This is a genomic window from Xanthomonas arboricola (assembly GCF_003353015.1).
In the GTDB taxonomy this organism is placed as follows: domain Bacteria; phylum Pseudomonadota; class Gammaproteobacteria; order Xanthomonadales; family Xanthomonadaceae; genus Xanthomonas; species Xanthomonas arboricola_E.
The window spans coordinates 1,016,154-1,037,618 of sequence record NZ_QREM01000009.1 but is presented as its reverse complement, the minus strand read 5'-3'; the positions used below and the strand labels follow the sequence as shown (position 1 = coordinate 1,037,618).

Here is a 21,465-nt window from a genome sequence, read left to right as displayed (position 1 = left end):
ATCGGGCCCGCGCCGACAGCTTGTCGGGCCATTCCCGACATCCGCCGTGCCATCGCGCGTTGCCAGTCTGCCAGCGCAGCGACGCCGGGTTGCTGGCACATCGCGCTGCAGCTTCATTCCAGGATCGCTGGCTGCCATGCAGTCGCGACCGCCTGCATCACGCGACCGGGGTGAACAGTCCCCGGTGCTTGGCCATCACACTACGGATCGCACTCAACAGTTGCTCGGGCGTGTAGGGTTTTTCGAGGAAGGCCACGCCGTCGGGCAGGATCTCTTCCACATACTCCACCGCCAGCCCGGAGGTAAGCAGCACGGGCAGATGGTAGGGAGCGTGCGCGGTCTTGAGCGCCAGATCCACACCGGTCAGACCACCCGGGAAATGGATGTCGGAAAACAGGACATCGACGCGCGGGTCGCTCTCGATCAGGGTCAGCGCTTCTTCGACCGAGCCGGCGCTGCGGCAGGTGAAACCATAGCTTTCCAGCACAAGGCAGCTGAGTTGTCGGGTGCCATCGCCATCTTCGACGACGAATACAACCGGCCGTTCCTTGTTCTGTGACATGAGCACGTCTCGTAAGGCAAGCCACATTCTCAGCGATGCGGCAGTGAACCCTCTGTCAACGCAGACGGGGCCGTACGGTCACCAGCCGAATGGGCCAGGGCCATAGCCTGCGGGACCGTAGCGCGGTCCGAAAACCGGGCCTTCACCGCGTCCGACACTGATGCTGACGCCGATCTGATGCGCCTTGCCGTCGTCGTCGTAATAGGTCTTGCACGAGTTCAGGTTGACCGCCTGCCAGTTGCTGTTGCCGCCACGGTTGGAGTAGCCCATGCCGGTCTCGACCGCACCATGCAGCTTGCCCTGGCATTGCTCGGCACGCTCGGCGGCCAGCGAGGCCGCGCTGGGACGGGTCAACGCCGGCTTGGGCCCGCTCTTGTCGCCGTAGAAGGTACCCGGCGGGTCGGTGCTGTACGCGGGGTCGGAGCGATACTGCACCGGGGCTTGCGGAACGCTCAGGTCCAGCGACCGCGCCGATCCCGGCTCGGCGCCGTGCTCACCCGCCTGGGCGAGCGCGCCGCCGGCAGCGAACAGAGTGGCCAAAAGAAGCAGGCTGCGTTTCATCGGATGGACTCTACCAGGAGGGACTGACAGCGCGTGCCAGGTCGCCTCGTGAAACTAGCAACGGCTGATTGAATGCGCGCTGTCGATTGCGCGGATTGTCGTGGCAGCACCGTCACCGCAATGGCACGCGCTGTTGCATCAGCCCTGCTCGCGCACGATCTCGATCAGCTGCGCGCCGTACCGGGCCAGTTTGCCGCCGCCGATACCGCCGACACGCGACAGCGCATCGATGCTGGTGGGCCGCTGTTCGGCGATATTGCGCAGCGTGCTGTCGTGGAAGATCACGAAGGCCGGCACGTTCTGCTCCTTGGCCAGCTCCGCGCGCAGGCCGCGCAAGGCGTTGAACAGCACCAGGTCCTGCGGCTGCACCGGCAGGCCGGTGCGTTGCGCGCTGCGCTCGCGTCCGGCAGCCGGGTTCTCGCGGCGCATCATCACCTGGCGCTCGCCCTTGAGCACCTGGCGGCTGGCATCGGTCAGGCGCAGGCCGCCATGGCCCTCGCTGTCGACCTCCAGCAGGCTGGCCGCCACCAGCTGGCGGAACACGCCGCGCCAGGTGCGCTCGTCCAGGTCGCGGCCGATGCCGTAGGTGCTCAGCTGGTCGTGGCCGAGCTGCTTGATGCGCTCGTTCTCGCTGCCGCGCAGGATGTCGATCAGGTGGCCGACACCGAAGCGTTGCCCGCTGCGGTACACGCAACTGAGCGCCTTCTGCGAGGCCACGGTGGCGTCCCAGGCGGCAGCAGGCGTCAGGCAGTTGTCGCAGTTGCCGCAGGGCTTGGGATAGGTTTCGCCGAAGCCGGCCAGCAACACCTGGCGGCGGCATTGCATGGATTCGCAGTAGCCGAGCAGGTGATCGAGCTTGGCGCGCTCCAGCCGTTTGCGCTCTTCGGCCGCCTCGCCCTGTTCGATCATCTGCTTGAGCAGCACCACATCGCCCAGGCCGTAGCAGAGCCAGGCCTCGGCCGGGTCGCCATCGCGGCCGGCGCGGCCGGTTTCCTGGTAGTAGCCCTCCAGCGACTTGGGCAGGTCCACGTGCGCCACGAAGCGCACGTCGGGCTTGTCGATGCCCATGCCGAAGGCGATCGTGGCGGCCATGATGATGCCGTCCTCGCGCAGGAAGCGGCGCTGATTTTCCGCACGCACCTCGGCCGGCAGCCCGGCGTGGTAGGGCAGGGCGTTGAAGCCTTGCGCGCACAGATGCTGCGCGGTCTCTTCCACCTTGCGCCGCGACATCGCATAGACAATGCCGGCCGAGCCGCGGTGGCGGCCCAGGAACTCCTGCAGCTGCTTGCGCGCGTTGTCCTTCTGCACCACGGTGTAGCGGATATTGGGGCGGTCGAAGGAGCTGACGAAGTGGCGTGCGTCGACCAGATCCAGGCGTTCGGCGATCTCGCGCTGGGTCGGCGGATCGGCGGTGGCGGTCAACGCCATGCGCGGGATCTGCGGCCAGCGTTCGTGCAAGACGGTGAGCTGGCGGTACTCGGGGCGGAAATCATGGCCCCATTGCGAAACGCAATGCGCCTCGTCGATGGCGAACAGCGCGATGCGGCTGCGCTCCAGCAAGGACAGGAAGCGCTGGGTCAGCAGGCGCTCCGGCGCGACGTAGAGCAGGTCCAGATCGCCCGACAGCAGCGCGCGCTCGACCCGCTGGGCGTTTTCCGCGTCCAGCGTGGAATTGAGGAATTCGGCGCGCACGCCGAGCTGGCGCAAGGCCTCGACCTGATCCTGCATCAGCGCGATCAACGGCGAGACCACGATGCCGATGCCGTCGCGCAGCAGCGCCGGTACCTGGTAGCACAGCGACTTGCCGCCACCGGTGGGCATCAGTACCAGGGCGTCGTTGCCGGCGGCGACGTGTTCGACGATGGCCTGTTGCGGGCCACGGAAGTCGTCGTAACCGAAGACGCGGCTGAGCAGTTCGTGGGCGGGGGAAGACATCGCCCTAGGATACCGCGCAGGTCAAGCCCTGGTCGGTGTCATGCCGTCGATGTTGCCCGATGGCGGGTCGGAGATTGCCGCGATGCGAACGTCGGGAGGACGTATCCGCGAAGCGGACGTGGCCGCAACCCCAGCGTGAGGCAAGCGCGCCGAAGGCGCCGGGTCGTTGAGCAGGGGCCCAGGGTTTCGCCACTGCGAAACCCTGGGCAACCCCGACGGGGCGACGCCGGAGGGTTTACTGCAACAGCGAACGCAGCATCCAGGCGTACTTCTCGTGGGTCTGCAGGCGCTGGGTCAGCAGGTCCACGGTCGGGTCGTCGCCGGCGTCGTCGGCGGTGCCCAGCACCTTGCGTGCGGTGCGGCAGACCGCTTCGTTGCCGCTGACCAGCTGGCGCACCATTTCACGCCAGTCGGCGCTGTCGCTCAGCCCCTGTTCTTCCGGGATCGAGGTCAGGGCGACGAACTCGCTGTAGGAGCCCGGTGCGTTGTAGCCCAGGGCGCGGATGCGCTCGGCCACTTCGTCCAGCGCGCCCCACTGCTCGGTGTACTGGGTCTCGAACATGGTGTGCAGCGAGTTGAACATCGACCCGGTGACATTCCAGTGGAAGTTGTGGGTCTTCAGATACAGGGTGAAGGCGTCAGCCATGTAGCGGGCCAGACCGTCGGAGATCTGCTTGCGATCGCCGTCCTTGATCCCGATATCGATGTGTGGTGCCGATGCTGCGGCGACCGGCAGTGCCCCCGCCGCTTCACTGATGACGACGGGCTTGTTGGCGTGCTTTTTCTTGGACATGGGAATGGTCCTCCTGAGGAACCAGATATCGGGTCACAATAGTCACTCTAAAGGATCACTCGTCATTCAATCTTTCACATTTTTCCATCAATGAGCGCTATCGACACCGAGCTTGCCAACACCTTGCGTGAGCGCCGCCGCGCCGTGGATGGCGCGATGAGCCGTGACCGCGGCCGGCTGCTCGGTCTGTGGTCGCGCTGGCAGGGCAAGCCCGGCAACCCGCAGGTGCGCGAGGCCTTCGAGCAGGCGCTGGCGGCATCGCAGGCGCAACGCCAGGCGCGCGCCGAGCAGCAGCCGGCCATCACGCTGGACGAGCAGTTGCCGATCGCGCGCGAGGCCGAGCGCATCATCGCGCTGATCCGTGACCATCAAGTGGTTGTCATCGCCGGCGAAACCGGCTCGGGCAAGACCACCCAGCTGCCCAAGCTGTGCCTGGCGGCCGGGCGCGGTGCGGCCGGCATGATCGGCTGCACCCAGCCACGCCGGATCGCCGCGCGGGCGGTGGCCGCGCGCGTGGCCGAGGAGCTGAAGACGCCGCTGGGCACCACGGTGGGTTTCCAGGTGCGCTTTACCGACCGGGTCGGCGAGCAGTCGCGGATCAAGTTCATGACCGACGGCATCCTGCTGGCCGAGATCGCCAGCGACCGCTGGTTGTCGGCCTACGACACCATCATCGTGGACGAGGCGCACGAGCGCAGCCTCAACATCGATTTTTTGCTCGGCTATCTCAAGCAGCTGCTGCACAAGCGCTCCGACCTGAAGTTGATCGTCACCTCGGCCACCATCGACACCGAGCGCTTTGCCCGGCATTTCGACAACGCGCCGGTGATCGACGTGGAAGGCCGCACCTTCCCGGTCGAGGTGCGCTACCGTCCGCTCGAAGGCGAGGCCGACGACGGCAGCGACGGCAGCGACGGCGAGCGTGGCAATGGCCGCGATGGCGAGCGCACCGTCAGCGATGCGATCGTGGCGGCGATCGACGAGATCACCCGCATCGATCCGCGTGGCGATGTGCTGATGTTCCTGCCGGGCGAGCGCGAGATCCGCGATGCACACCATGCGCTGGAACGGCGCAAGTACCGCGAAACCGAAGTGGTGCCGCTGTATGCGCGGCTGTCGGCGGCCGACCAGGACCGCGTGTTCAACCCGGGGCCGCGCCGGCGCCTGGTGCTGGCCACCAACGTGGCCGAAACCTCGCTGACGGTGCCGCGCATCCGTTACGTGGTGGATCCGGGCTTTGCGCGGATCAAGCGCTACAGCCCGCGCCAGAAGCTGGACCGCCTGCATATCGAGCCGATCTCGCAGGCCAGCGCCAACCAGCGCATGGGCCGTTGCGGCCGCATTGCCGAAGGCATCTGCTACCGCCTGTATGCCGAAGCGGATTTTGCCGCGCGGCCGGCATTCACCGACCCGGAAATCCGCCGCTCGTCGTTGTCGGGCGTGATCCTGCGCATGCTGCAACTGGGGCTGGGGCGGATCGAGGAATTCCCGTTCCTGGAAGCGCCGGACGAACGCGCAGTCGCCGACGGCTGGCAGCAGTTGCTGGAGCTGGGCGCGATCGATGCCGAGCGGCGCCTGACCGCCATCGGCCGGCAGATGGCGCGCCTGCCGGTGGACGTCAAGCTGGCGCGCATGCTGGTGGCCGCGCAACAGCACGGTTGCCTGCGCGAGATGATCATCATCGCCGCGTTCCTGGGCATCCAGGATCCGCGCGAGCGCCCGCCCGAAGCACGCGAGGCGGCCGACAACGCGCATGCGCTGTTTGCCGATGCACGCTCCGAATTCGTCGGCATCCTGCGGTTGTGGGAGGCGTATCGACAGGTGCACGAGGATCTCACCCAGTCCAAGTTGCGCGAGTGGTGCAACCGGCATTTCCTCGGGTTCCTGCGCATGCGCGAGTGGCGTGAGCTGCATCGGCAGCTGCGCCTGTTGTGCGAGGAGCTGGGGTGGAGCGAGGAGCCGGCCGCTGCGATGCTGGTGCCGCTGCTGGCCGGTGCCAGCGCGCCTGCGCGCGAGGACGGGCACAACGCCAACCGGCCGACGCGTGGGCAGCTGCACCGCGCTGCGCGGCTGGCGCGCGAAGGCAAGCCGGATCCGAATGCGCCAGCTGCGCAGGCCACGTCCGCCGCTGCCAGCAAGCAGGCCGACGCCGCCGAGGCGGTGGCACGCACCAGCGAGCGCGAACGCGCGGCGGCGTACCAGGCCCTGCATCGTGCGCTGTTGGCGGGCCTGCCCACGCAGATCGGCCATCGCACCGAGAAAGGCGACTTCCTCGCCGCGCGGCAACGCCGGTTCGTGCCGTTTCCCGGCTCGGCACTGGCACGCAAGCCGCCGCCGTGGATGCTGGCCGCCACGCTGCTGGATACGCAAAAGGTGTGGGGCATGACCAATGCCGCGATCGAGCCGGACTGGGCGATCGCCGAGCTTGGGCATCTGCTGGCGCGCAAGCATTTCGACCCGCACTGGTCGCGTGCGCAGGGGCAGGTGGTGGCGTCCGAACAGATCAGCCTGTTCGGCCTGGTGCTGGCGCCGAAGAAGCCGGTGCATTTCGGCAAGATCGATCCGGCCGCCGCACACGACCTGTTCGTGCGCCAGGGCCTGGTCACCGGCGAGATCACGACGCGTGCGGCGTTCATCGCCGACAACCTCAAGGTGCTGGAGCAGGCGCGCGAGGAAGAAGCCAAGCTGCGTCGTGCCGGCATCGTTGCCGACGAAGACTGGCAGGCGCGCTGGTACCTGGATCGCATCCCGGCCGAGCTGCACTCGGCCAGCGGGCTGGATGCATGGTGGAAGACCCTGCCGCCGGACAAGCGCCGCAGCCTGCACTGGACGTTGAACGACCTGTTGCCGGGCGAAGGCAGCGAGGCCGACCGGTTTCCGAAGTATTTCCCGCTGGGCGATGCGCGGCTGCCGTTGCATTACCGCTTCGAGCCGGGCGCCATCGATGACGGGGTGACGCTGGATGTGCCGCTGCACCTGCTCAATGCGCTGGATCCGGCGCGGCTGTCGTGGCTGGCGCCGGGCTTCGTTGCCGACAAGGCATCGGCCCTGATTCGCAGCCTGCCCAAGGCGCAACGGCGCAACTATGTGCCGGCGCCGGATTTCGGGCGCGCGTTCTACGAGGCCTACAGCATTGCCTCGGCCGACGCTATCCGTGGCGAGCTGGCGCGCTTTTTGACCAAGGCCACCGGCACGCAGGTGGCGGCGCTGGATTTCGACGAAGAGTCGCTGGACACGCATCTGCTGATGAACCTGCGCCTGCGCGATGACGACGGCAAGGTACTGGCCGAGTCGCGCGACCTGGATGGATTGCGCGCACGCTTTGGCGAGCGTGCCGGCCAGGCCTTCGCCGCACGTGCGGGGCGCGCGCTGGCGGCCGAGGGCTTGCGCGATTTTCCGTCCGCGCCGATTCCCGAACAGGTGGCCGGCGAAGCCGGCGTGCCGGCGTATCCGGCGCTGGTGGACCAGGGCGACGACGCGGCGCTGCGCATCTTTGCCGACCGCAACGACGCGGCGCAGGCGCATCCGCGCGGCGTGCGCCGGCTGCTGGAAATCGCGCTGGCCGACAAGATCAAGCAGGCGCGCAAGCAACTGCCGGTGTCGCCCAAGACCGGCCTGCTGTACGCGGCGATCGAATCGCAGGAGCGCCTGCGCGGCGATCTGGTCGATGCCGCGCTCAACGCGGTACTGGCCGATGGGCTGGGCGCGATCCGCGACCCTGGCACCTTTGCGCAGCGCCGCGACGAGGCGAGCAAACGCCTGTTCGGCGAGGCGATGCAACGGCTGACGCTGGCCGAAAGCATCCTCGGCGCGGTGGCCGAACTCAAGCCGCTGCTGGAGGCGCCGTTGATGGGCTGGGCGCGTGGCAACCTGGACGATATGGAGCAGCAGCTGCGCGCGCTGGTGCATGCCGGCTTCCTGCGCGAAACACCGGCCGAGGCGCTGGCCAGTTATCCGCGCTATCTCAAGGCGATGATCCTGCGCACCGAGCGCGCCAAGCGCGATCCGGCCCGCGACCAGGCACGCATGCTCGAACTCAAGCCGTTCGTGGATGCGCTGGACGAGGCGGCTGCGCGTGGGTTGCAGCAACGTGATGCGTGGCAGTCGCTGCGCTGGGACCTGGAGGAATTGCGGGTGTCGGTGTTTGCGCAGGAGCTGGGCGCCAAATCGGGCGTGTCGGCGAAGAAGCTGTCGCAGCGGGTGGCGGCGTTGCGCAACTGAACGGTGCTGGATGCGCTGGACCGCGCACCGCAATGCTGCAGTTCACGCTGCCTCTCCTGAGCACGCACAGGGCTGGACGGCAGGCGGCCGCTCGCCGGGTGCGGGTCGTGCAGCGGCGCGCTTGGGATGGAGCGGGGAGCCGATCACCTACGACAGGTCGGCGTGGTGTTGCAGATACCAGTTGGCCGCGCCGAGCACGCCCAGCTGCCCGTGCTCGACCAGCTTGACCGGAATGCGTTCGAGCATTGCACGCATGCGGCCCTTGGCCAGAAAACGCTCGCGGAAAGCGCTGTTCTGCAGGAACGGGCCGACCGTCGGCAGGATGCCGCCGGCCAGGTAGATGCCGCCAGCCGCGCCGTAGGCCAGCGCCATGTCGCCAACCGCGCTGCCCAGCACGGCGCAGAAGACCTGCAGGCACTCGCGTGCCAATGCATCGTTTTCGTGCAGCGCGGCATGGGTGATCGCGGCCGGCAGCCGATGGCGCGGCGTGGCGCCATGCAGTTCGCACGCGGCGTTGTAGAGGCGCAGCAGGCCGGGCCCGGACAGCACATGTTCGAGCGGCAGATAGCGCTCGCCACGCAGCAGGATCCGCAGCAACTGCAGTTCCATCGGGTCGTTGCTGGCCAGCGCGACCTGGCCGGCTTCGGTGGCGAGCACGATCGCCCGCGGCCTGGCATCGATCCAGACCGCCGCACCCAGCCCGGTGCCGGGGCCGACCACCAGGATCGGGCCGGTGGCGCGCGCATGCCGCGGGGGCGGTCCGCTCAGGTGCAGCACGGCGTGTTGTTCCATCAACGGGGCGGCGTAGGCGACCGCTTCGAAATCGTTGACCAGGTGCACGCCCGGCACGGCGAGCGCGGCGCGGATGCGGCCGGGCGAAATCGTCCACGGCAGGTTGTTGCTGATGAAGCTGCCATCGTCCAGCGCGACCCCGGCACTGGCGATCACCACCGCCGCAACATCGCGCCGTTGCTGCAGGTAGTCGGCAAGGATGGCGTCCAGGCTGGCGTGTTCGGCGCAGCGATAGCTGCGGTACTGCGACAGCGCGATTGCAGCGTTGCCCGCCTGCGCGAGGTGGCCGACCCGCACGTGCGTGCCACCCACGTCGGCCGCGATGAAGCCGGCGGCGACCGGGGCGGCGGGCGAGCCGGAAGCGAGAGCGGAACGCGAAGTCGCAGCCACGTGCAGTCCTTTGGGTGCGCCGGTCGGCCAACGCGATCGGCGGGTAGCGGCCTGTGTAGAAGTTGGTGACAACGGTGTCAATGGTTCAGTCGGCTTGGATCGATCTCGCTGGCGGACGCAGGTGCAGGAACACCGTGTTCAGCACCGTTGCGCGTGGAGGTGTGGCGCATTGCGGAAAGACGCGCGCAGGCGATGGCTGGCCTGCGACGGTGGGTGCTTGTCGCCATCCGGGACTGGACCATCGTGGACATCCACGTCCACGTCCACGTCCACGTCCACGTCCACATCCACATCCACATTCGACATCGAGACCGCCAGTCGAGACCGACGGCCGGTTGTCAGCTGCGGGGGGCGTCGTTTCCTCAGCGCGCGGCTGCCGCAGAGGCCGCGCCCGGCAGGGTGCTGCAGGCTGCGCCGTCGGTGGGTGGTGCCTGCGTCGGGTATTGCTGCTTGCCGAGCACGTAGGTCTGGCTGGTGGCGACGAAGCCGTCCGCGTAGGTGGCTTCGACGAAGTACGCGCTCCAGCCGGCCTCGGGCACCTGGACCGGTACCGTCACGGTGTTGCCGCGTGCGGGCGCGATCGGCGTGGCGCTGTAACGAATGCCGCAGGCATGGCGGAAGTCGCGCGCCACCGGGTTGCTCGCCTGCCACAGGCGCAGCTGCGCAGGGCGCTCGGAGGAATGGAAGCGGAGCTGCGGATGTTCGCCTGCGTGCAGGGAATCGCGCACCTTTGGCAGCGCGCGTTGCTGCTGCAGCCGGGTCACGAAGGGCACCAGGCTGTCGACGATGAAGGCGCGGATGCCGTTATGCGCGCTGTTGGGCACCATGCGCAGCGCCTTGCTGCCGGGCAGCGCGTTGTAGAAGAACTGCGTGTTGTCCGGCAGGAAAAAATCGTCGCCACTGGCATTGACGATGTACTTGGGCACGGCCAGGCGTTTGCGCTGCGGCGTGTGCAGATACCGCAGCGGGTCCTGCAGTTGCACAAGTTGCGCAAAGGCCGGCGTGTGCAGCTGCGTGGTGATGCCCTGCCTGGCGTAGGCATTGAATGCGATCGGCCAGTTGCCGCCATAGCTCCGGTACATGTGATCGAGCACCGCCGGCATGTTGAGGATGTCGATCACGAACGGCGCCACGGCCTCCACGCGCGCATCGGCGATGGTGGCATGCCAGCTTGCCCAGCCGCGCTTGGAGGCGCCGGCGAGGATGAAGCGATGAATCCGCAACGGCGCCAGTTCGCGTTCGGCCAGGCTCATGGTGCGCGCGATCGCGGCGGCCATCGGCACATGCAGCGGCAGGGTCTTGCGTTGCTGCGGCGATGCCAGAAACAGCGACCAGCTGTAGGCGACGCTGTCGTCCTCGCGGCGCGGCGTGCCGTCGTTGCGATAGGTCAGCGCCTGGCTGGGGAGATCGGCGAGCGCGATCACCACGGTGCGGCTGCGCTGCGCCAGCGCCGCCAGGGCCTCGGGTGGCAATTCGCTGGACGGCTGCGCCGCGCCACCATCGACGGGATGACGGGTGCCGTTGGTGGAGAGCAACAGCGCACGCGTCGGCAGCGCATCCGCTGGCACATAGATCGCGACATCGTGTTGCCAGCTGGCCGGCTGCACCAGTGCCTCGGGCGACCATTGCTGCGAGGTCAGCAGGTAATCACGCCGCTCGACACCGGCCACCGTGCTGGTGGCCACGCGCCGGTAGACCAGCGGCTGGCGTTCGATGGCATCGTGATAGCACACCAGCGCCTGGTCGATGCCGACCTCGGGCGCATCGGCGCACTGCTGCGCCGACAGCACGGGTGCGGCGGCCGCAGCTGCAGGCGCGGCGCCTGCGAACCAGGCCAGTGATGCCAGCAACACCAGGCTGCAACGTGTCATCGGCCGCATGCGTGTTCTCCCAGTGGCGTGGGTGCGCCAGTCCCGCCGGCGGGCCGCGCGATGCCCGGTCGGGCTTACTTGATCCGGCGGACCTTGGCCTGGGTGTTGTAGCCCTCGATCTGCAGATACCACACGCCGACCAGGCCCGGCTTGATCTTGACCCTGGGCGCGGTCTTGCGCACGCCCGACAAGGTGGCGGCGTCGGTCTGCTCCCAGTCCTGGCCATTGGCGAGCGTGTAGACGCGCCCGCTCGAAAAGCCCTTGAACTCGCCAACGATGTTGCTCTCGATCGGCTCCTTGCTGCCGAAATCGGAGAAGCCGCGGTTCTTGACGATCACTTCCTGGCGGCCGGCTTCCTTGGCCTGTTCGACCACGACCGCAGCTTCCTTGGCGACCTTGCCCTGCAGCCAGTCGTTGAGCGCGGCCAGTTCGCCGGCATCGAGCTTGTCCAGGCCGGCGGCCTTGAACTGTTCGGCGCTCATCTGCGACTGCAGGTCGCCCTGCGCCGCGCGCTGCGCCAGGGCCGGAGCGGCGTTGAGGGCGAGGGTCAGGCAGACCAGCAGGGGAATGCGGCGCGCGAGCGACATGGAAGCCATCCAGAAGACGAGGAGGCCGCTAGTGTAGACGCTGGAGCGCAGCGTGCAGCCTGAGACCACAGGTGCTGATGAGTGCCGGGCAGCCCCCACGCCGCTTCGCGCAGCCTGGAGACACCACCCGGTTGGGGGGGGCTCCGCCACTGGCGACTTGCGGTCTACGCGGGCGCGTTCGCACGCTCGGGACGGCGGTAAACAAACTCCGGTGCCGGCGCTGCAGCTTCGCGTTCTGCGGTGGCACGCACCTGGGCATGCCGCGGCGAGCGTTCGCAAACAGGGTCCAGCGTGGCGGCATCGCCACTGAGCGCCAGCGCCTGGCAGCGGCAGCCGCCCCAGTCGATCTCGCGCTTGGGGCAGCCCTGGCAGACCTCGGGCATCCACGCGGTGCCGCGGAAGCGCACGAAGGCCTCGCCGTTGTTCCAGATATCGGCCAGCGACCGCTCGCGCAGGTTGTCAAAGCGCATGCCGTCGATGGTTTCGGCCGCATGGCAGGGCAGCACGTCGCCGCGCGGGGAGATGTTGACGAAGCGCTGGCCCCAGCCGCCCATGCACGGCTTGGGCTGGCGGGCGTAGTAGTCGGGGGTGACGAAGTCGATCGCCAGGCGGTCGCCGAGCTCGCGGCGGGCGGTTTCGACCGCGTCGATCGTGGCCATCAGCTGCGCGCGGCTGGGCATCAGCGCGGCGCGATTGCGCAGGCCCCAGCCGTAGTACTGGGTGTGCGCCACTTCGATGCGCTCGGCCTGCCATTCCAGCGCCAGCGCGATCATGCCGGGTACGCGCTCGGCGTTATGGCGATGCAAGACCGCATTGAGCGTCAGCGGCAGGCCGCGCGCACGTACGGCGGCGGCAAACGCGCGCTTCTTCGCCAGGCTGTTGCGATAGCCGGCGATACGGTCGGCACCGGCCGGGTCGACGTCCTGCACGCTCAGCTGCACATGCTCCAGTCCGGCCGCCTGCAGCTGGTCCAGCATCGGCTCGCCGCCGGCCACGCCGGAGGGGATCAGGTTGCTGTACAGCCCGAGTGCGCGTGCATGCGCCACCAGCTCGGGCAGGTCCTTGCGCAGCATCGGCTCGCCACCGGAAAAATGCGCCTGCAGCACGCCCATGTCGGCGGCCTGCTGCAGCAGCGAGCGCCAGCCGGCGGTATCCATTTCCTCGCGCAGTGCCGCCAGTGCGATGGGGTTGGAGCAGTACGGGCAGGCCAACGGGCAGCGGTGGGTCAGCTCCAGCAGCACCGACAGTGGCGGCGGGGCGATGGTCATAGCCGCAGCAGGCGCTTCTGATGCAGGGTGGTGGTGAGCTCGATGACATCGACCTCGATCTCGGCCGCGTCGGCATCGAACTCGCCGGCCAGTTCCTGCGCGATCTGCGCCAGCGAGCGTGCGCCGTCGTAGCGCTGCGCCACCACCAGGGCGATCTCGTCCAGCTCGACCACCCGTTCCGGCGCCAGCAGCACCCATTGGTCGCGCGCGCGGTCGTGCTGCAGGCGCACGCCTGCGCGCAGGGCCGGCCGGCTGTCGCGGGTGATGCCGCTCACGCCGCGGCCCGGCTGGCGTCGCGGTCGGGCACGAACGCATCCGGCCACACGATGCCCGGGGCCACGTAGGCCACGTGCAAGGCGTCCAGCTGCGCCCACAGCACCGAGCACTTGAAGTGCAGCGCGGCCTTGACCAGGTCCTGTTTCTCGACGGTATCGGCGTGCTGCTTGACGTAGTCCAGCGCAAAATCCGAATCGCGCGGCGCTTCGGTCAGGCGATGCTCGAAATAGGCCAGTGCTTCGGGCGAGACGAAGTCGTAATGCTGGAGCATGCCGGCCACGCGCCGGCCGATGATGTTGGGGGCGAACAGCTCGGTCAGCGAGGAGGCGATCGCCTCGAGCAGGCTTTTTTCGCGCACGAACTGCAGGTAGGCCTGTACCGCAAACCGGGTACCGGGCAGCAGCGCACGGCCGGATTCCACCAGCGTGCGATCCAGGCCGAGCGCGTCGGTCAGGTGCAGCCAACGGGCAATGCCGCCATCGGCGGGGCTGTTGCCGTCGTGATCGAGGATGCGTTGCCGCCAGATCCGCCGCAACGCCGGGTCGTCCATGCGCGCCAGGATCGCGGCGTCCTTCAATGGAATGCAACGCTGGTATTCGAAGCGGTTCAGCGCCCAGGCCTGGACCTGGCCACGATCGAGCTTGCCTTCGTGCAGCAGCGCGTGGAACGGATGCTGGTCGTGATACAGGCGCGCGCCGATGGCGCGCAGGTCCGCCTCCAGCTGGTCCGGGGTGAGCAGGGTGGTCACAAGGTGATCTCCAGGCCGTCGTGGGCGACGTCCCAGCCGCTGGCACGCGCACTGGCGTACTCCGGCGCGTGGATGTCGAGCACGGGATTGGTGGTGTTGAGATGGATGAAGATCTTGCGCGCCACCTCCAGCGGGGCAAACGCGGCAATGCTGCCGTCGGGACCGTCGATGCTCATGTGGCCCATGCGCTTGCCGGTCTTCTGGCTGATGCCCAGTTGCACCATCTCGTCGTCGCGCCACAGCGTGCCGTCGAAGAACACCAGCTCGGCGCCCTGCAGGCGCGCGCGCAGGGCATCGGTCATCGCCGCGCAGCCGGGGATGTAGTGCACGCGGTGCTGGCCGTCGTCGATGGTCAGCCCGAGGGTTTCTTCGTTGGAGCCGGCCAGGTCGCCGCCGCTGCGCGATTCCATGAACAGTGGCACCTTGCCGGGCACCGAGAACGGGGTGAGCTGCAGGCCCAGCAGCGATAGCGGCGTGTCGAGCGCAAACGGCCGGCGCTCCACATATGCCGGATTGACTGCATCGAAAATGGGGTTCTGCGACAGCAGGTCCAGCACGCGGCGGCTGGCATGCAGCGAGAACGCCTGGCTCTCGCGCATCGACAGCAGCCCGGCGATATGGTCGATCTCGCCGCTGGTCAGCAGCACCGCTTCGATCGGCGAATGCCGCAGGCCGTGCTGCGGCCAGAGCGCAGGCGTTGCGAGCAGTTGTTGACGGAAATCGGGGGAGGCGTTGATCAGCACCCAGCGCTGGCCGTCGGCGCTGACGGCGATGCTGGCCTGGGTACGACGTTGGGCACCGTCCGCTTGCTGCCAGGCCCGCCGGCTGGCGGGGGTGTGGCAATTCCACTGCGGGTGCCCACCGCCGGCCGCCGATCCCAGAACGATGATGCGCATGGAGAACTGTTACCTATCTGCCGGCCATTGCCGGTCATGCATCGGGAGGAAGGGCGGCAGGTGTGCTCAGAATTCGCCGGAGACGTAGCAGTTGATCTCGGCGCCACAGTTGACTTCACGAACGACAGGCTTCTTCCAGGTCTTCATCGGCTACCTCGCAGTTGGTTGGAATGACGTGGACGCGGCATAACGCAGCGACAACGCCACAGGAGGATAGGCAGGCGGTTTGGGCGAGTTGTAAAAAGCATGTAAAAAGCCGATCGAGCGTGCCGATGGGCCTGACGCATTGCCGCGATTTCGCAGCGCAGCGGTTGCGAATCAAGACGTTGGCGGGTGAACCGACCCTAAGCGCAGGCGTGCGGCATGGCGCCGCTGCCGCCGCGATTGCGCGTTGTGGAGAAGGTGACGCGCACGTTACCGTAGTTGTCAGCCCCCTTGTTGTCGCCCATCGCCGTGTCCACCGCAGTGACCAGTTCCTCATCCGAGCGCCTGCAGGCCTTGCTGCAGCGTCCCGCCATCGCGTCGATCGCACCAGACCTGCGCGACGCCCTGGCGCAGGCCTGGCAGCAACTGCCGGCGCCGAGCGAGGACGTGCCCTGGGCGCTGCTGGCCGACACGCTGGACGCGTTGGGGTTGCTGGCAGCCGACGAGGCGACCCTGATTGCGGCACTGTTGTTCGACCTGCCGGCGCTGCGCGCGTCGATCGCCGGCCTGCCGTGGCAACCGGCCGAGCGCCGGGTGGCGGTGGAAGGACTGCTGGACGGGCTGGATGCGGCCGACCAGGTGTGGGCGCTGCATGCCGGTCGCGAGGCCGGGCGCAACAGCGAAGGCCTGCGGCGGCTGTTGCTGTCCATCATCCACGACCTGCGGGTGGTGCCGATCCTGCTGGCACGGCAGTTGGCGCGCATGCGCGCGGCCGACCGCCTGCGCGAGGAACAGCGCCGCGCACTGGCCCAGCTCACCCGCGACATCCATGCGCCGCTGGCCAACCGGCTGGGCATCTGGCAGGTGAAATGGGAGCTGGAAGACCTGGCGTTCCGGCATCTGGAGCCGGACACCTACCGCCGCATCGCCCGCGAAGTGGACGAAACCCGCGTGGCGCGCGAGCGTTATCTCGAAACGGTCAAGCGCACCTTGTCGACCACGCTCGCCCAGCAGGGGCTGCACGCAGAGGTGAGCGGGCGGCCGAAGCACATCTACAGCATCTGGCGGAAGATGCAGAAAAAGCGCCTGTCCTTCGACCAGCTGTACGACATCCGCGCGGTGCGGGTGATGGTCGACGACGTGGCTGCCTGCTATGCCGCGCTGGGGGCGGTGCACTCGCTGTGGGCGCCGGTGCCGAGCGAGTTCGACGACTACATCGCCCGGCCCAAGGCCAACGACTACCGCTCGCTGCATACCGCGGTGGTCGGCCCGGAAGGGCGCACCATCGAAATCCAGATCCGCACCCACGAGATGCACGCGCAGGCCGAGCTCGGCGTGGCCGCGCACTGGAAATACAAGGAAGGCGGCAAGGGCGGCGAAAAAGCCTTCGACCGCAAGATCCTGTGGATGCGCCAGCTGCTGGAGCAGGTGCAGGACGGTGACCACGGCGAACTGGCCGGCGCGCTGGACGCCGAGCTGATCGAAGACCGCGTGTATGCACTGACCCCCAAGGGCGAGGTCATCGACCTGCCGCAAGGCGCCACGCCGCTGGATTTTGCCTATCACGTGCACACCATGGTCGGGCACCGCTGCCGCGGCGCGCGCGTCAACGACCGCATCGTGCCGCTGACCTATCGGCTGCGCAGCGGCGACCGGGTGGAGATCATGACCGCCAAGGAAGCCGACCCGCGCCGCGACTGGCTGCTGGCATCCAACGGGTTCCTGGCCAGCGGCCGTTCGCGCGACAAGGTGCGCGCGTGGTTCCACAAGCTCGACCGCGCGCGCAATGTGCAGGCCGGCAAGGACCTGCTCGATCGCGAGCTCAAGCGGCTGGGCCTGCAGCACGCCGACCTGGGCGTGGCCACGCGTAAATTCCACGCCGAGACGGTCGACGATCTGTACATCCAGGTGGCGCTGGGCGATACCGGCCCCAACCAAGTCAGCCGCGCCCTGCTGGAAGCCGAGCGGGCCGCCTCGCAGCCGGCAGTGCCGGCGCCGCCACGGCCCACCGCGCGCCGGGACGGACTGGGCAAGTCCAAATTCACCGTGGAGGGCGTGGGCAACCTGCTGGTGCAACTGGCGCGCTGCTGCCAGCCGGTGGCGGGCGAGCCGATTGCCGGCTATCTGACCCGCGGCCGCGGCATCACCGTGCATCGCACCGACTGCGTGGCGCTGTCGCGTCTGGCGGCGGCGCACCCGCAGCGCGTGCTGCCGGTGGAGTGGGGCAAGGCCGGCAGCGGCTACGAGGTGGATGTGCAGGTGCGCGCGGTCGACCGCCGCTGGCTGCTCAAGGACATCACCAACCTGATCGCACAGGAAGATGCGCACGTGCTGGAAATCAACAGCGACAACGTGCGCGATACCGGCCGGGCGCAGCTGCGCCTGCGCCTGAAGGTCAGCGACTACGATCAACTGTCCAGGCTGCTGGGCAAGCTGGACGCCTTGCCCGGCGTCAACGAGGTGCGGCGACTCGGTTGAGTGCGCCGCAGCTCGATTCCCGATTCCCGATTTCCCGCCAAGCCCACATCGTCTTCGCAGCAGACAGCTACCATGCCCGGGTGAACGCGTCCCCGTCAGGTCGCGCCAAGGACGGACGCCACCGCATGCTCCCGCTTCCGCGCTGGGCAAGATCGCCTCGCCTCTGGGCACCATTGCGCAGCCGCGCGCTATGGCGCGTGGTGCTGGCGTTGTGCGCCTGCCTGTTGCTGGCCACGGTCGTGCTGCGCAAGCCGCTGGCCGATTGGCTGTGGCCGGACACGCGTATCCAGCAACTGCTGCAACGCGGCGATGCGGCGCTGTCACGCGGCCAGCTGAGTGCGGCCGACGGCAACGGCGCGCGCGAACTGTTCGCGGCCGCGCTTGCCCTGGACAGCGACCGTGGCGAGGCCCGCGCCGGGCTGGCGCGCACCGGTGCCGCTGCGGTGGTGCAGGCACGTGCGGCGGTCGCAGCCGGTGACGCCGCCGCTGCGCAACGCGCGTTGACGCTGGCGAATGCGCTGGAGGTACCGCAGGCGCAGACCGCACCGGTTGCGCTGCGCCTGCGCGCGCTGCAGGCGCGTCGGGCCGGCCTGGACGTCTTGTTCGCCCAGGCGGTGTCCGCGCAACGGCAAGGGCGCCTGGATGGCAGCCCGGACAGCGCGCTGCCGTTGTACCAGCGCATCCTGAGCCTGGCGCCGGACCGCACCGATGCGCTGGAAGGACGCGAGGACGCCTTGACCGATCTGCTGGCGCAGGCCCGCCACGCACTGGCGCGCGATGCGCTCGGCGATGCGGCGAGGCTGCTGGCCGCCGCCAAGCGCTACGACCCCGGGCATGCCGATGTGCCGCTGACCGAGGGCCACTACCACCGCATGCTGGATCAGCGCCGTCAGCGCGCCGAGGGCCTGCTGCGGCGCGGTCGCCTGGCACCGGCCGCACGCGATTTCAACGCAGTGCTGGCGGCCGAGCCGGAGGATGCGGCCGCCCGGCGTGGGCTCGAGCGGGTGGCCGGCGAATATGCCGCGCAAGCCGGCCGGCAGGCGGCGGACTTCCGCTTCGATGCGGCGCTGCAGTCGCTGCAGGACGCGAAAACCCTGCTGCCCGGCGCTGCATCGATCGCCCAGGCCGAGCACGCGATTGCGCGTGCCCGCGATGCCCAACGCAGCCCCGAGACCGGGCTGTCGCGCGGTGCGCGCGAGCGCCGCCTGCGCGCGCTGCTGCAGCGGGTGGCCGATGCCGAAGCGCGCCAGCAGTGGATGACCCCGCCCGGCGCCAGTGCCTACGACGCGGTACGTGCGGCGCAGGCGCTGGCACCGCGCGATCCGCGCGTGCTGCAGGCCGCCGCACGCGTGGTGCCGGCCAGCCAGCGCTGTTTCGAGGACGAGCTGCGCAACAACCGCCTGCGTGCCGCGCGCGGCTGTCTGGATGCGTGGCAGGCGCTGACGTCCGATGGCGATGCGCTGGCCGGCGCGCGTCGCCGGCTTGCGCAGCGCTGGGTTGCGGTGGGCAGCGAACGCCTGGGGCAGGAGGACGCTGCCTTCGCACGGCGCGCGCAGGACGAGGCGCAGCAGCTGGATCCGGGGCTGCCGGAACTGGCCGAGTTCACGCGCCGGGTCAAGGCCGTGGCGGAGCAGCGCTGACGCCGCGACCAGCTGCGACGGCGCCCCCCTGCCTGCCAGGCAACACGCCCGGCGCCCGCTCACCCCGCAACAAACAGCTCGCGCACGGTGCTGCGTGCCGCATCCAGCGAAAAGTGCCGGGCCACGTTATGCAAGCCGTTGTCGGCCAGGCGCTGCCACAGCGCCGCATCGCGATACAGGTGCACGATTGCATCGGCGAACGCATCGGCATCGTCGGCCACGCAGACGTCCTCGCCGTTGCGCAGATGCATGCCTTCCACCGCACAGGTGGTGCCGACCACCGGCTGCCCATGCGCCATGCTCAGATTGATCTTGCCCTTGACGCCGGCACCGAAGCGCAGCGGCGCCACTGCGATGCGTGCGTTTTCCATGAATGGCAACAGATCCGGCACGTGGCCGTGCAATTGCACGCCGGGGCATTCTTCGGCGAGCAGTCTCAACGCCTCCGGAATGTCCGCGCCGATGCAATGGAAGACCACCTCCGGCAGGTGCGCGCGCACCTGCGGAAAGATCGCGCTGATGAACCACTGCACCGCATCTACATTGGGGGAATGCCGGAAGCCGCCGACGAACACCAGGTCGCGGCGTTGCTCGAAGCGGCGTCCGCTGCCGGCCACCTCATGCAGGTTGGAGAGCAGGGCGGTGTGGATCTGCGGTGCGTCCGCCTGCAGCTGCGCCTGCTCGGCCGCCGAGACCAGCAGCGTGACATCGGTGGCGGCCATGATCTCCAGTTCGCGCAGGCGGGTGCGTTCTGCCGCGCGCACCAGGTTGGCGTCGCCGGCCAGCTCGGCGCCGCGGCGCTCGCGCAGGTAATGCAGGTCGACGGTATCGAACAGCGTGCGCGCCTGCGGGGCGTATTGCCTGAGCAGCGGCAGGCAGGCGTGCGCGACGTGGTGACGCACCAGCAGCACCACCGCAAAGCGCGGGCCATGGCTGCGCAGCCAGCTGCCGATACCCTCGAGAAACGGCGCGTACCAGACTTCCACGCCCAGCTGCTGCAGCGCCTGCGTGTGCCGTCCGGCGTGTTCGCGGCGGGTCGGCACGAACACCACGTGCGCGCCTTCTTCGCACAGCAGGCGGATCAGATTGAACTGCCGCAACGAGCCGGAGTCGCGATCCGGCTGCGGCACGCATTCGTCCAGGATCAGCACCTGGCGCTGGCCACGCTGCAGCAGCGCAGGTCCGGGAACCGTGCCGACCGGCAACTGTGTTGCCAGCGCCTGCTGCCACTTGTCGGCGAACACGCCTTGATTGCGTACCTGGTACGCCTTCACCCCGGTACGGGTGTCGGTGCCATTGCTGGTGCCCTCGTCATGCACCACCACGCTGGCCGGCTGCACCAGCACCTGGTAGCCGGCCGCACGCACCGCAAAGGCCAGGTCGGTGTCCTCGTAGTACGCCGGCATGTAGCGGCGATCCAGCCCGCCCAGCGTCTGCAACAACGCGCGTGGCAATGCGATCGCCGCACCGGAGCAATAGTCCATCGCACGCACATAGGCGTAGCGCGGGTCGTCGGCCGATTCGAAACGGCCATAACTCCACGCGCTGCCATCGGCGAACACCACGCCGCCGGATTCCTGCAGGCGTCCATCCGGGTACACCAGCTGCGCGCCGACCAGGCCGGCGCCGGGGTGCTGGGCAAAGGTGTCGATCAGCCGATCCAGCCAGCCGGGCTGCGGGATGGTGTCGTTGTTGAGCAGCACCACGTAGTCGCCGCGTGCCAGTGCGATGCCGTCGTTGCAGGCGGCGATGAAGCCGCCATTGCTGGCGCGCCGGTGGTAATGCAGGCCTTGCACCTGCGGCAGCTGCGCCTGCGTGGCATCGCTGCTGCCGTCGTCCACGACGATGATCTCCACCTCCAGCAACGGCGGATGCGCCGCCAGTGCGCGCAGGCACGCCAGCGTGTGGGCGATGTGGTTGTAGACCGGAATCACCAGCGTCACGCGCGGGACGGCGCTGTGCGGAACCGCAAACGCGGCAAACGGCGCCGCCTCGGGCAACCACAACGGCGTGCCGAGCGCCGCTGGCGGCGCCTGCGTATGCACCCGAATGCGCTGCCAGGTGGCGCGCCAGCCGCGCGTGCGCATGCTTGCCACGCTGCGGTGGATCAGCCCGAGCACGCGATTGAACAGATAGCGTGCATCGGCCAGGGACATCGACATTCCGTTGGAACTCCAGACGTGGCGTGGCGAAGAAAACCCGGCGAGCAGTCGTCGGTGGGCAAGGACTGCGCGAGGCAAGCGCAGGGTACGAAGGGTACCCGCAGATGCAAAGCACGGTCCGTGCCCGCCTGCCGGCAGGCG

At 68.6% G+C, this 21,465-nt stretch carries 17 protein-coding genes; 3 read left to right on the top strand and 14 right to left on the bottom strand.

Features of this window, described 5'->3' with window-relative positions:
- Positions 1–157: 157 nt before the first annotated feature.
- The 4 genes from C0541_RS15065 to C0541_RS15050 form a co-directional block, all read right to left on the bottom strand.
- Complete coding sequence (locus tag C0541_RS15065; RefSeq protein ID WP_115049523.1) at positions 158–562, bottom strand: response regulator; 405 nt, start codon at positions 560–562, stop codon at positions 158–160.
- A 78-nt stretch (positions 563–640) separates the two neighbouring features.
- On the bottom strand, positions 641–1,123 hold the full coding sequence (locus tag C0541_RS15060) for a hypothetical protein (RefSeq protein WP_115049521.1): 483 nt from the start codon (positions 1,121–1,123) through the stop codon (positions 641–643).
- Positions 1,124–1,261: 138 nt separating this feature from the next.
- Positions 1,262–3,058, bottom strand: coding sequence for a DNA helicase RecQ (gene recQ / locus C0541_RS15055; RefSeq protein ID WP_115049520.1), 1,797 nt, complete (start codon positions 3,056–3,058; stop codon positions 1,262–1,264).
- Positions 3,059–3,293: 235 nt separating this feature from the next.
- Entirely contained in the window at positions 3,294–3,851 is a 558-nt protein-coding gene (locus C0541_RS15050; protein ID WP_115049518.1) for a Dps family protein, read from the bottom strand.
- Positions 3,852–3,941: 90 nt separating this feature from the next.
- Here C0541_RS15050 and hrpA point away from each other — a divergent pair, with 90 nt between their 5' ends.
- Positions 3,942–8,072, top strand: coding sequence for an ATP-dependent RNA helicase HrpA (hrpA, locus tag C0541_RS15045; protein ID WP_115049516.1), 4,131 nt, complete (start codon positions 3,942–3,944; stop codon positions 8,070–8,072).
- 147 nt (positions 8,073–8,219) lie between these two features.
- Here the strand turns inward: hrpA and C0541_RS15040 are convergent, their stop codons facing one another.
- The 9 genes from C0541_RS15040 to pqqA form a co-directional block, all read right to left on the bottom strand.
- Positions 8,220–9,254 (bottom strand): glucokinase family protein, encoded by a 1,035-nt coding sequence (locus C0541_RS15040; RefSeq protein WP_115049514.1) that lies wholly within the window; start codon positions 9,252–9,254, stop codon positions 8,220–8,222.
- Between the two features lie 138 nt (positions 9,255–9,392).
- Positions 9,393–9,560: a hypothetical protein gene (locus tag C0541_RS20915; protein WP_161960091.1), complete on the bottom strand. Its 168-nt coding sequence runs from the start codon at positions 9,558–9,560 to the stop codon at positions 9,393–9,395.
- Between the two features lie 56 nt (positions 9,561–9,616).
- A complete protein-coding gene (locus C0541_RS15035) occupies positions 9,617–11,134 on the bottom strand; it encodes a PhoPQ-activated pathogenicity-related family protein (protein ID WP_115049512.1) in 1,518 nt (505 codons plus the stop codon).
- Positions 11,135–11,199: 65 nt separating this feature from the next.
- On the bottom strand, positions 11,200–11,712 hold the full coding sequence (locus C0541_RS15030) for a hypothetical protein (RefSeq protein ID WP_115049510.1): 513 nt from the start codon (positions 11,710–11,712) through the stop codon (positions 11,200–11,202).
- Positions 11,713–11,876: 164 nt separating this feature from the next.
- Entirely contained in the window at positions 11,877–12,980 is a 1,104-nt protein-coding gene (pqqE, locus tag C0541_RS15025) for a pyrroloquinoline quinone biosynthesis protein PqqE (RefSeq protein ID WP_115049508.1), read from the bottom strand.
- Positions 12,977–13,255, bottom strand: coding sequence for a pyrroloquinoline quinone biosynthesis peptide chaperone PqqD (pqqD, locus tag C0541_RS15020; RefSeq protein ID WP_115049506.1), 279 nt, complete (start codon positions 13,253–13,255; stop codon positions 12,977–12,979). The genes pqqE and pqqD overlap by 4 nt, the downstream gene beginning before the upstream one ends.
- Positions 13,252–14,004, bottom strand: coding sequence for a pyrroloquinoline-quinone synthase PqqC (pqqC, locus tag C0541_RS15015; RefSeq protein ID WP_115049504.1), 753 nt, complete (start codon positions 14,002–14,004; stop codon positions 13,252–13,254). Before pqqC ends, pqqD begins: the two co-directional genes overlap by 4 nt.
- Positions 14,001–14,900 carry a pyrroloquinoline quinone biosynthesis protein PqqB gene (pqqB, locus tag C0541_RS15010; protein ID WP_115049502.1) on the bottom strand — a complete coding sequence of 300 codons (900 nt, stop codon included), beginning with the start codon at positions 14,898–14,900 and terminating at the stop codon, positions 14,001–14,003. The genes pqqC and pqqB overlap by 4 nt, the downstream gene beginning before the upstream one ends.
- Positions 14,901–14,966: 66 nt before the next feature.
- Positions 14,967–15,047: a pyrroloquinoline quinone precursor peptide PqqA gene (gene pqqA / locus C0541_RS15005; protein WP_002812057.1), complete on the bottom strand. Its 81-nt coding sequence runs from the start codon at positions 15,045–15,047 to the stop codon at positions 14,967–14,969.
- 291 nt (positions 15,048–15,338) lie between these two features.
- Between pqqA and C0541_RS15000 the strand changes: the two genes are divergently transcribed.
- Together C0541_RS15000 and C0541_RS20910 are read left to right on the top strand one after the other, a co-directional pair.
- On the top strand, positions 15,339–17,522 hold the full coding sequence (locus tag C0541_RS15000; RefSeq protein WP_161960090.1) for a RelA/SpoT family protein: 2,184 nt from the start codon (positions 15,339–15,341) through the stop codon (positions 17,520–17,522).
- A 125-nt stretch (positions 17,523–17,647) separates the two neighbouring features.
- Positions 17,648–19,162: a hypothetical protein gene (locus C0541_RS20910; protein ID WP_161960089.1), complete on the top strand. Its 1,515-nt coding sequence runs from the start codon at positions 17,648–17,650 to the stop codon at positions 19,160–19,162.
- Between the two features lie 59 nt (positions 19,163–19,221).
- Here the strand turns inward: C0541_RS20910 and C0541_RS14985 are convergent, their stop codons facing one another.
- Positions 19,222–21,324: a glycosyltransferase gene (locus tag C0541_RS14985; protein WP_161960088.1), complete on the bottom strand. Its 2,103-nt coding sequence runs from the start codon at positions 21,322–21,324 to the stop codon at positions 19,222–19,224.
- Positions 21,325–21,465: the final 141 nt, after the last annotated feature.

Coding starts and splice junctions, on each gene's coding strand:
- C0541_RS15060 (WP_115049521.1), bottom strand. CDS start 1,123: ATGAAACGCAGCCTGCTTCTTTTGGCCACTCTGTTCGCTGCCGGCGGC.
- pqqB (WP_115049502.1), bottom strand. CDS start 14,900: ATGCGCATCATCGTTCTGGGATCGGCGGCCGGCGGTGGGCACCCGCAG.
- C0541_RS14985 (WP_161960088.1), bottom strand. CDS start 21,324: ATGTCGATGTCCCTGGCCGATGCACGCTATCTGTTCAATCGCGTGCTC.
- C0541_RS15050 (WP_115049518.1), bottom strand. CDS start 3,851: ATGTCCAAGAAAAAGCACGCCAACAAGCCCGTCGTCATCAGTGAAGCG.
- pqqE (WP_115049508.1), bottom strand. CDS start 12,980: ATGACCATCGCCCCGCCGCCACTGTCGGTGCTGCTGGAGCTGACCCAC.
- recQ (WP_115049520.1), bottom strand. CDS start 3,058: ATGTCTTCCCCCGCCCACGAACTGCTCAGCCGCGTCTTCGGTTACGAC.
- C0541_RS15035 (WP_115049512.1), bottom strand. CDS start 11,134: ATGCGGCCGATGACACGTTGCAGCCTGGTGTTGCTGGCATCACTGGCC.
- C0541_RS20910 (WP_161960089.1), top strand. CDS start 17,648: ATGCTCCCGCTTCCGCGCTGGGCAAGATCGCCTCGCCTCTGGGCACCA.
- hrpA (WP_115049516.1), top strand. CDS start 3,942: ATGAGCGCTATCGACACCGAGCTTGCCAACACCTTGCGTGAGCGCCGC.
- pqqA (WP_002812057.1), bottom strand. CDS start 15,047: ATGAAGACCTGGAAGAAGCCTGTCGTTCGTGAAGTCAACTGTGGCGCC.
- C0541_RS15030 (WP_115049510.1), bottom strand. CDS start 11,712: ATGTCGCTCGCGCGCCGCATTCCCCTGCTGGTCTGCCTGACCCTCGCC.
- C0541_RS15065 (WP_115049523.1), bottom strand. CDS start 562: ATGTCACAGAACAAGGAACGGCCGGTTGTATTCGTCGTCGAAGATGGC.
- C0541_RS20915 (WP_161960091.1), bottom strand. CDS start 9,560: ATGTCGAATGTGGATGTGGATGTGGACGTGGACGTGGACGTGGACGTG.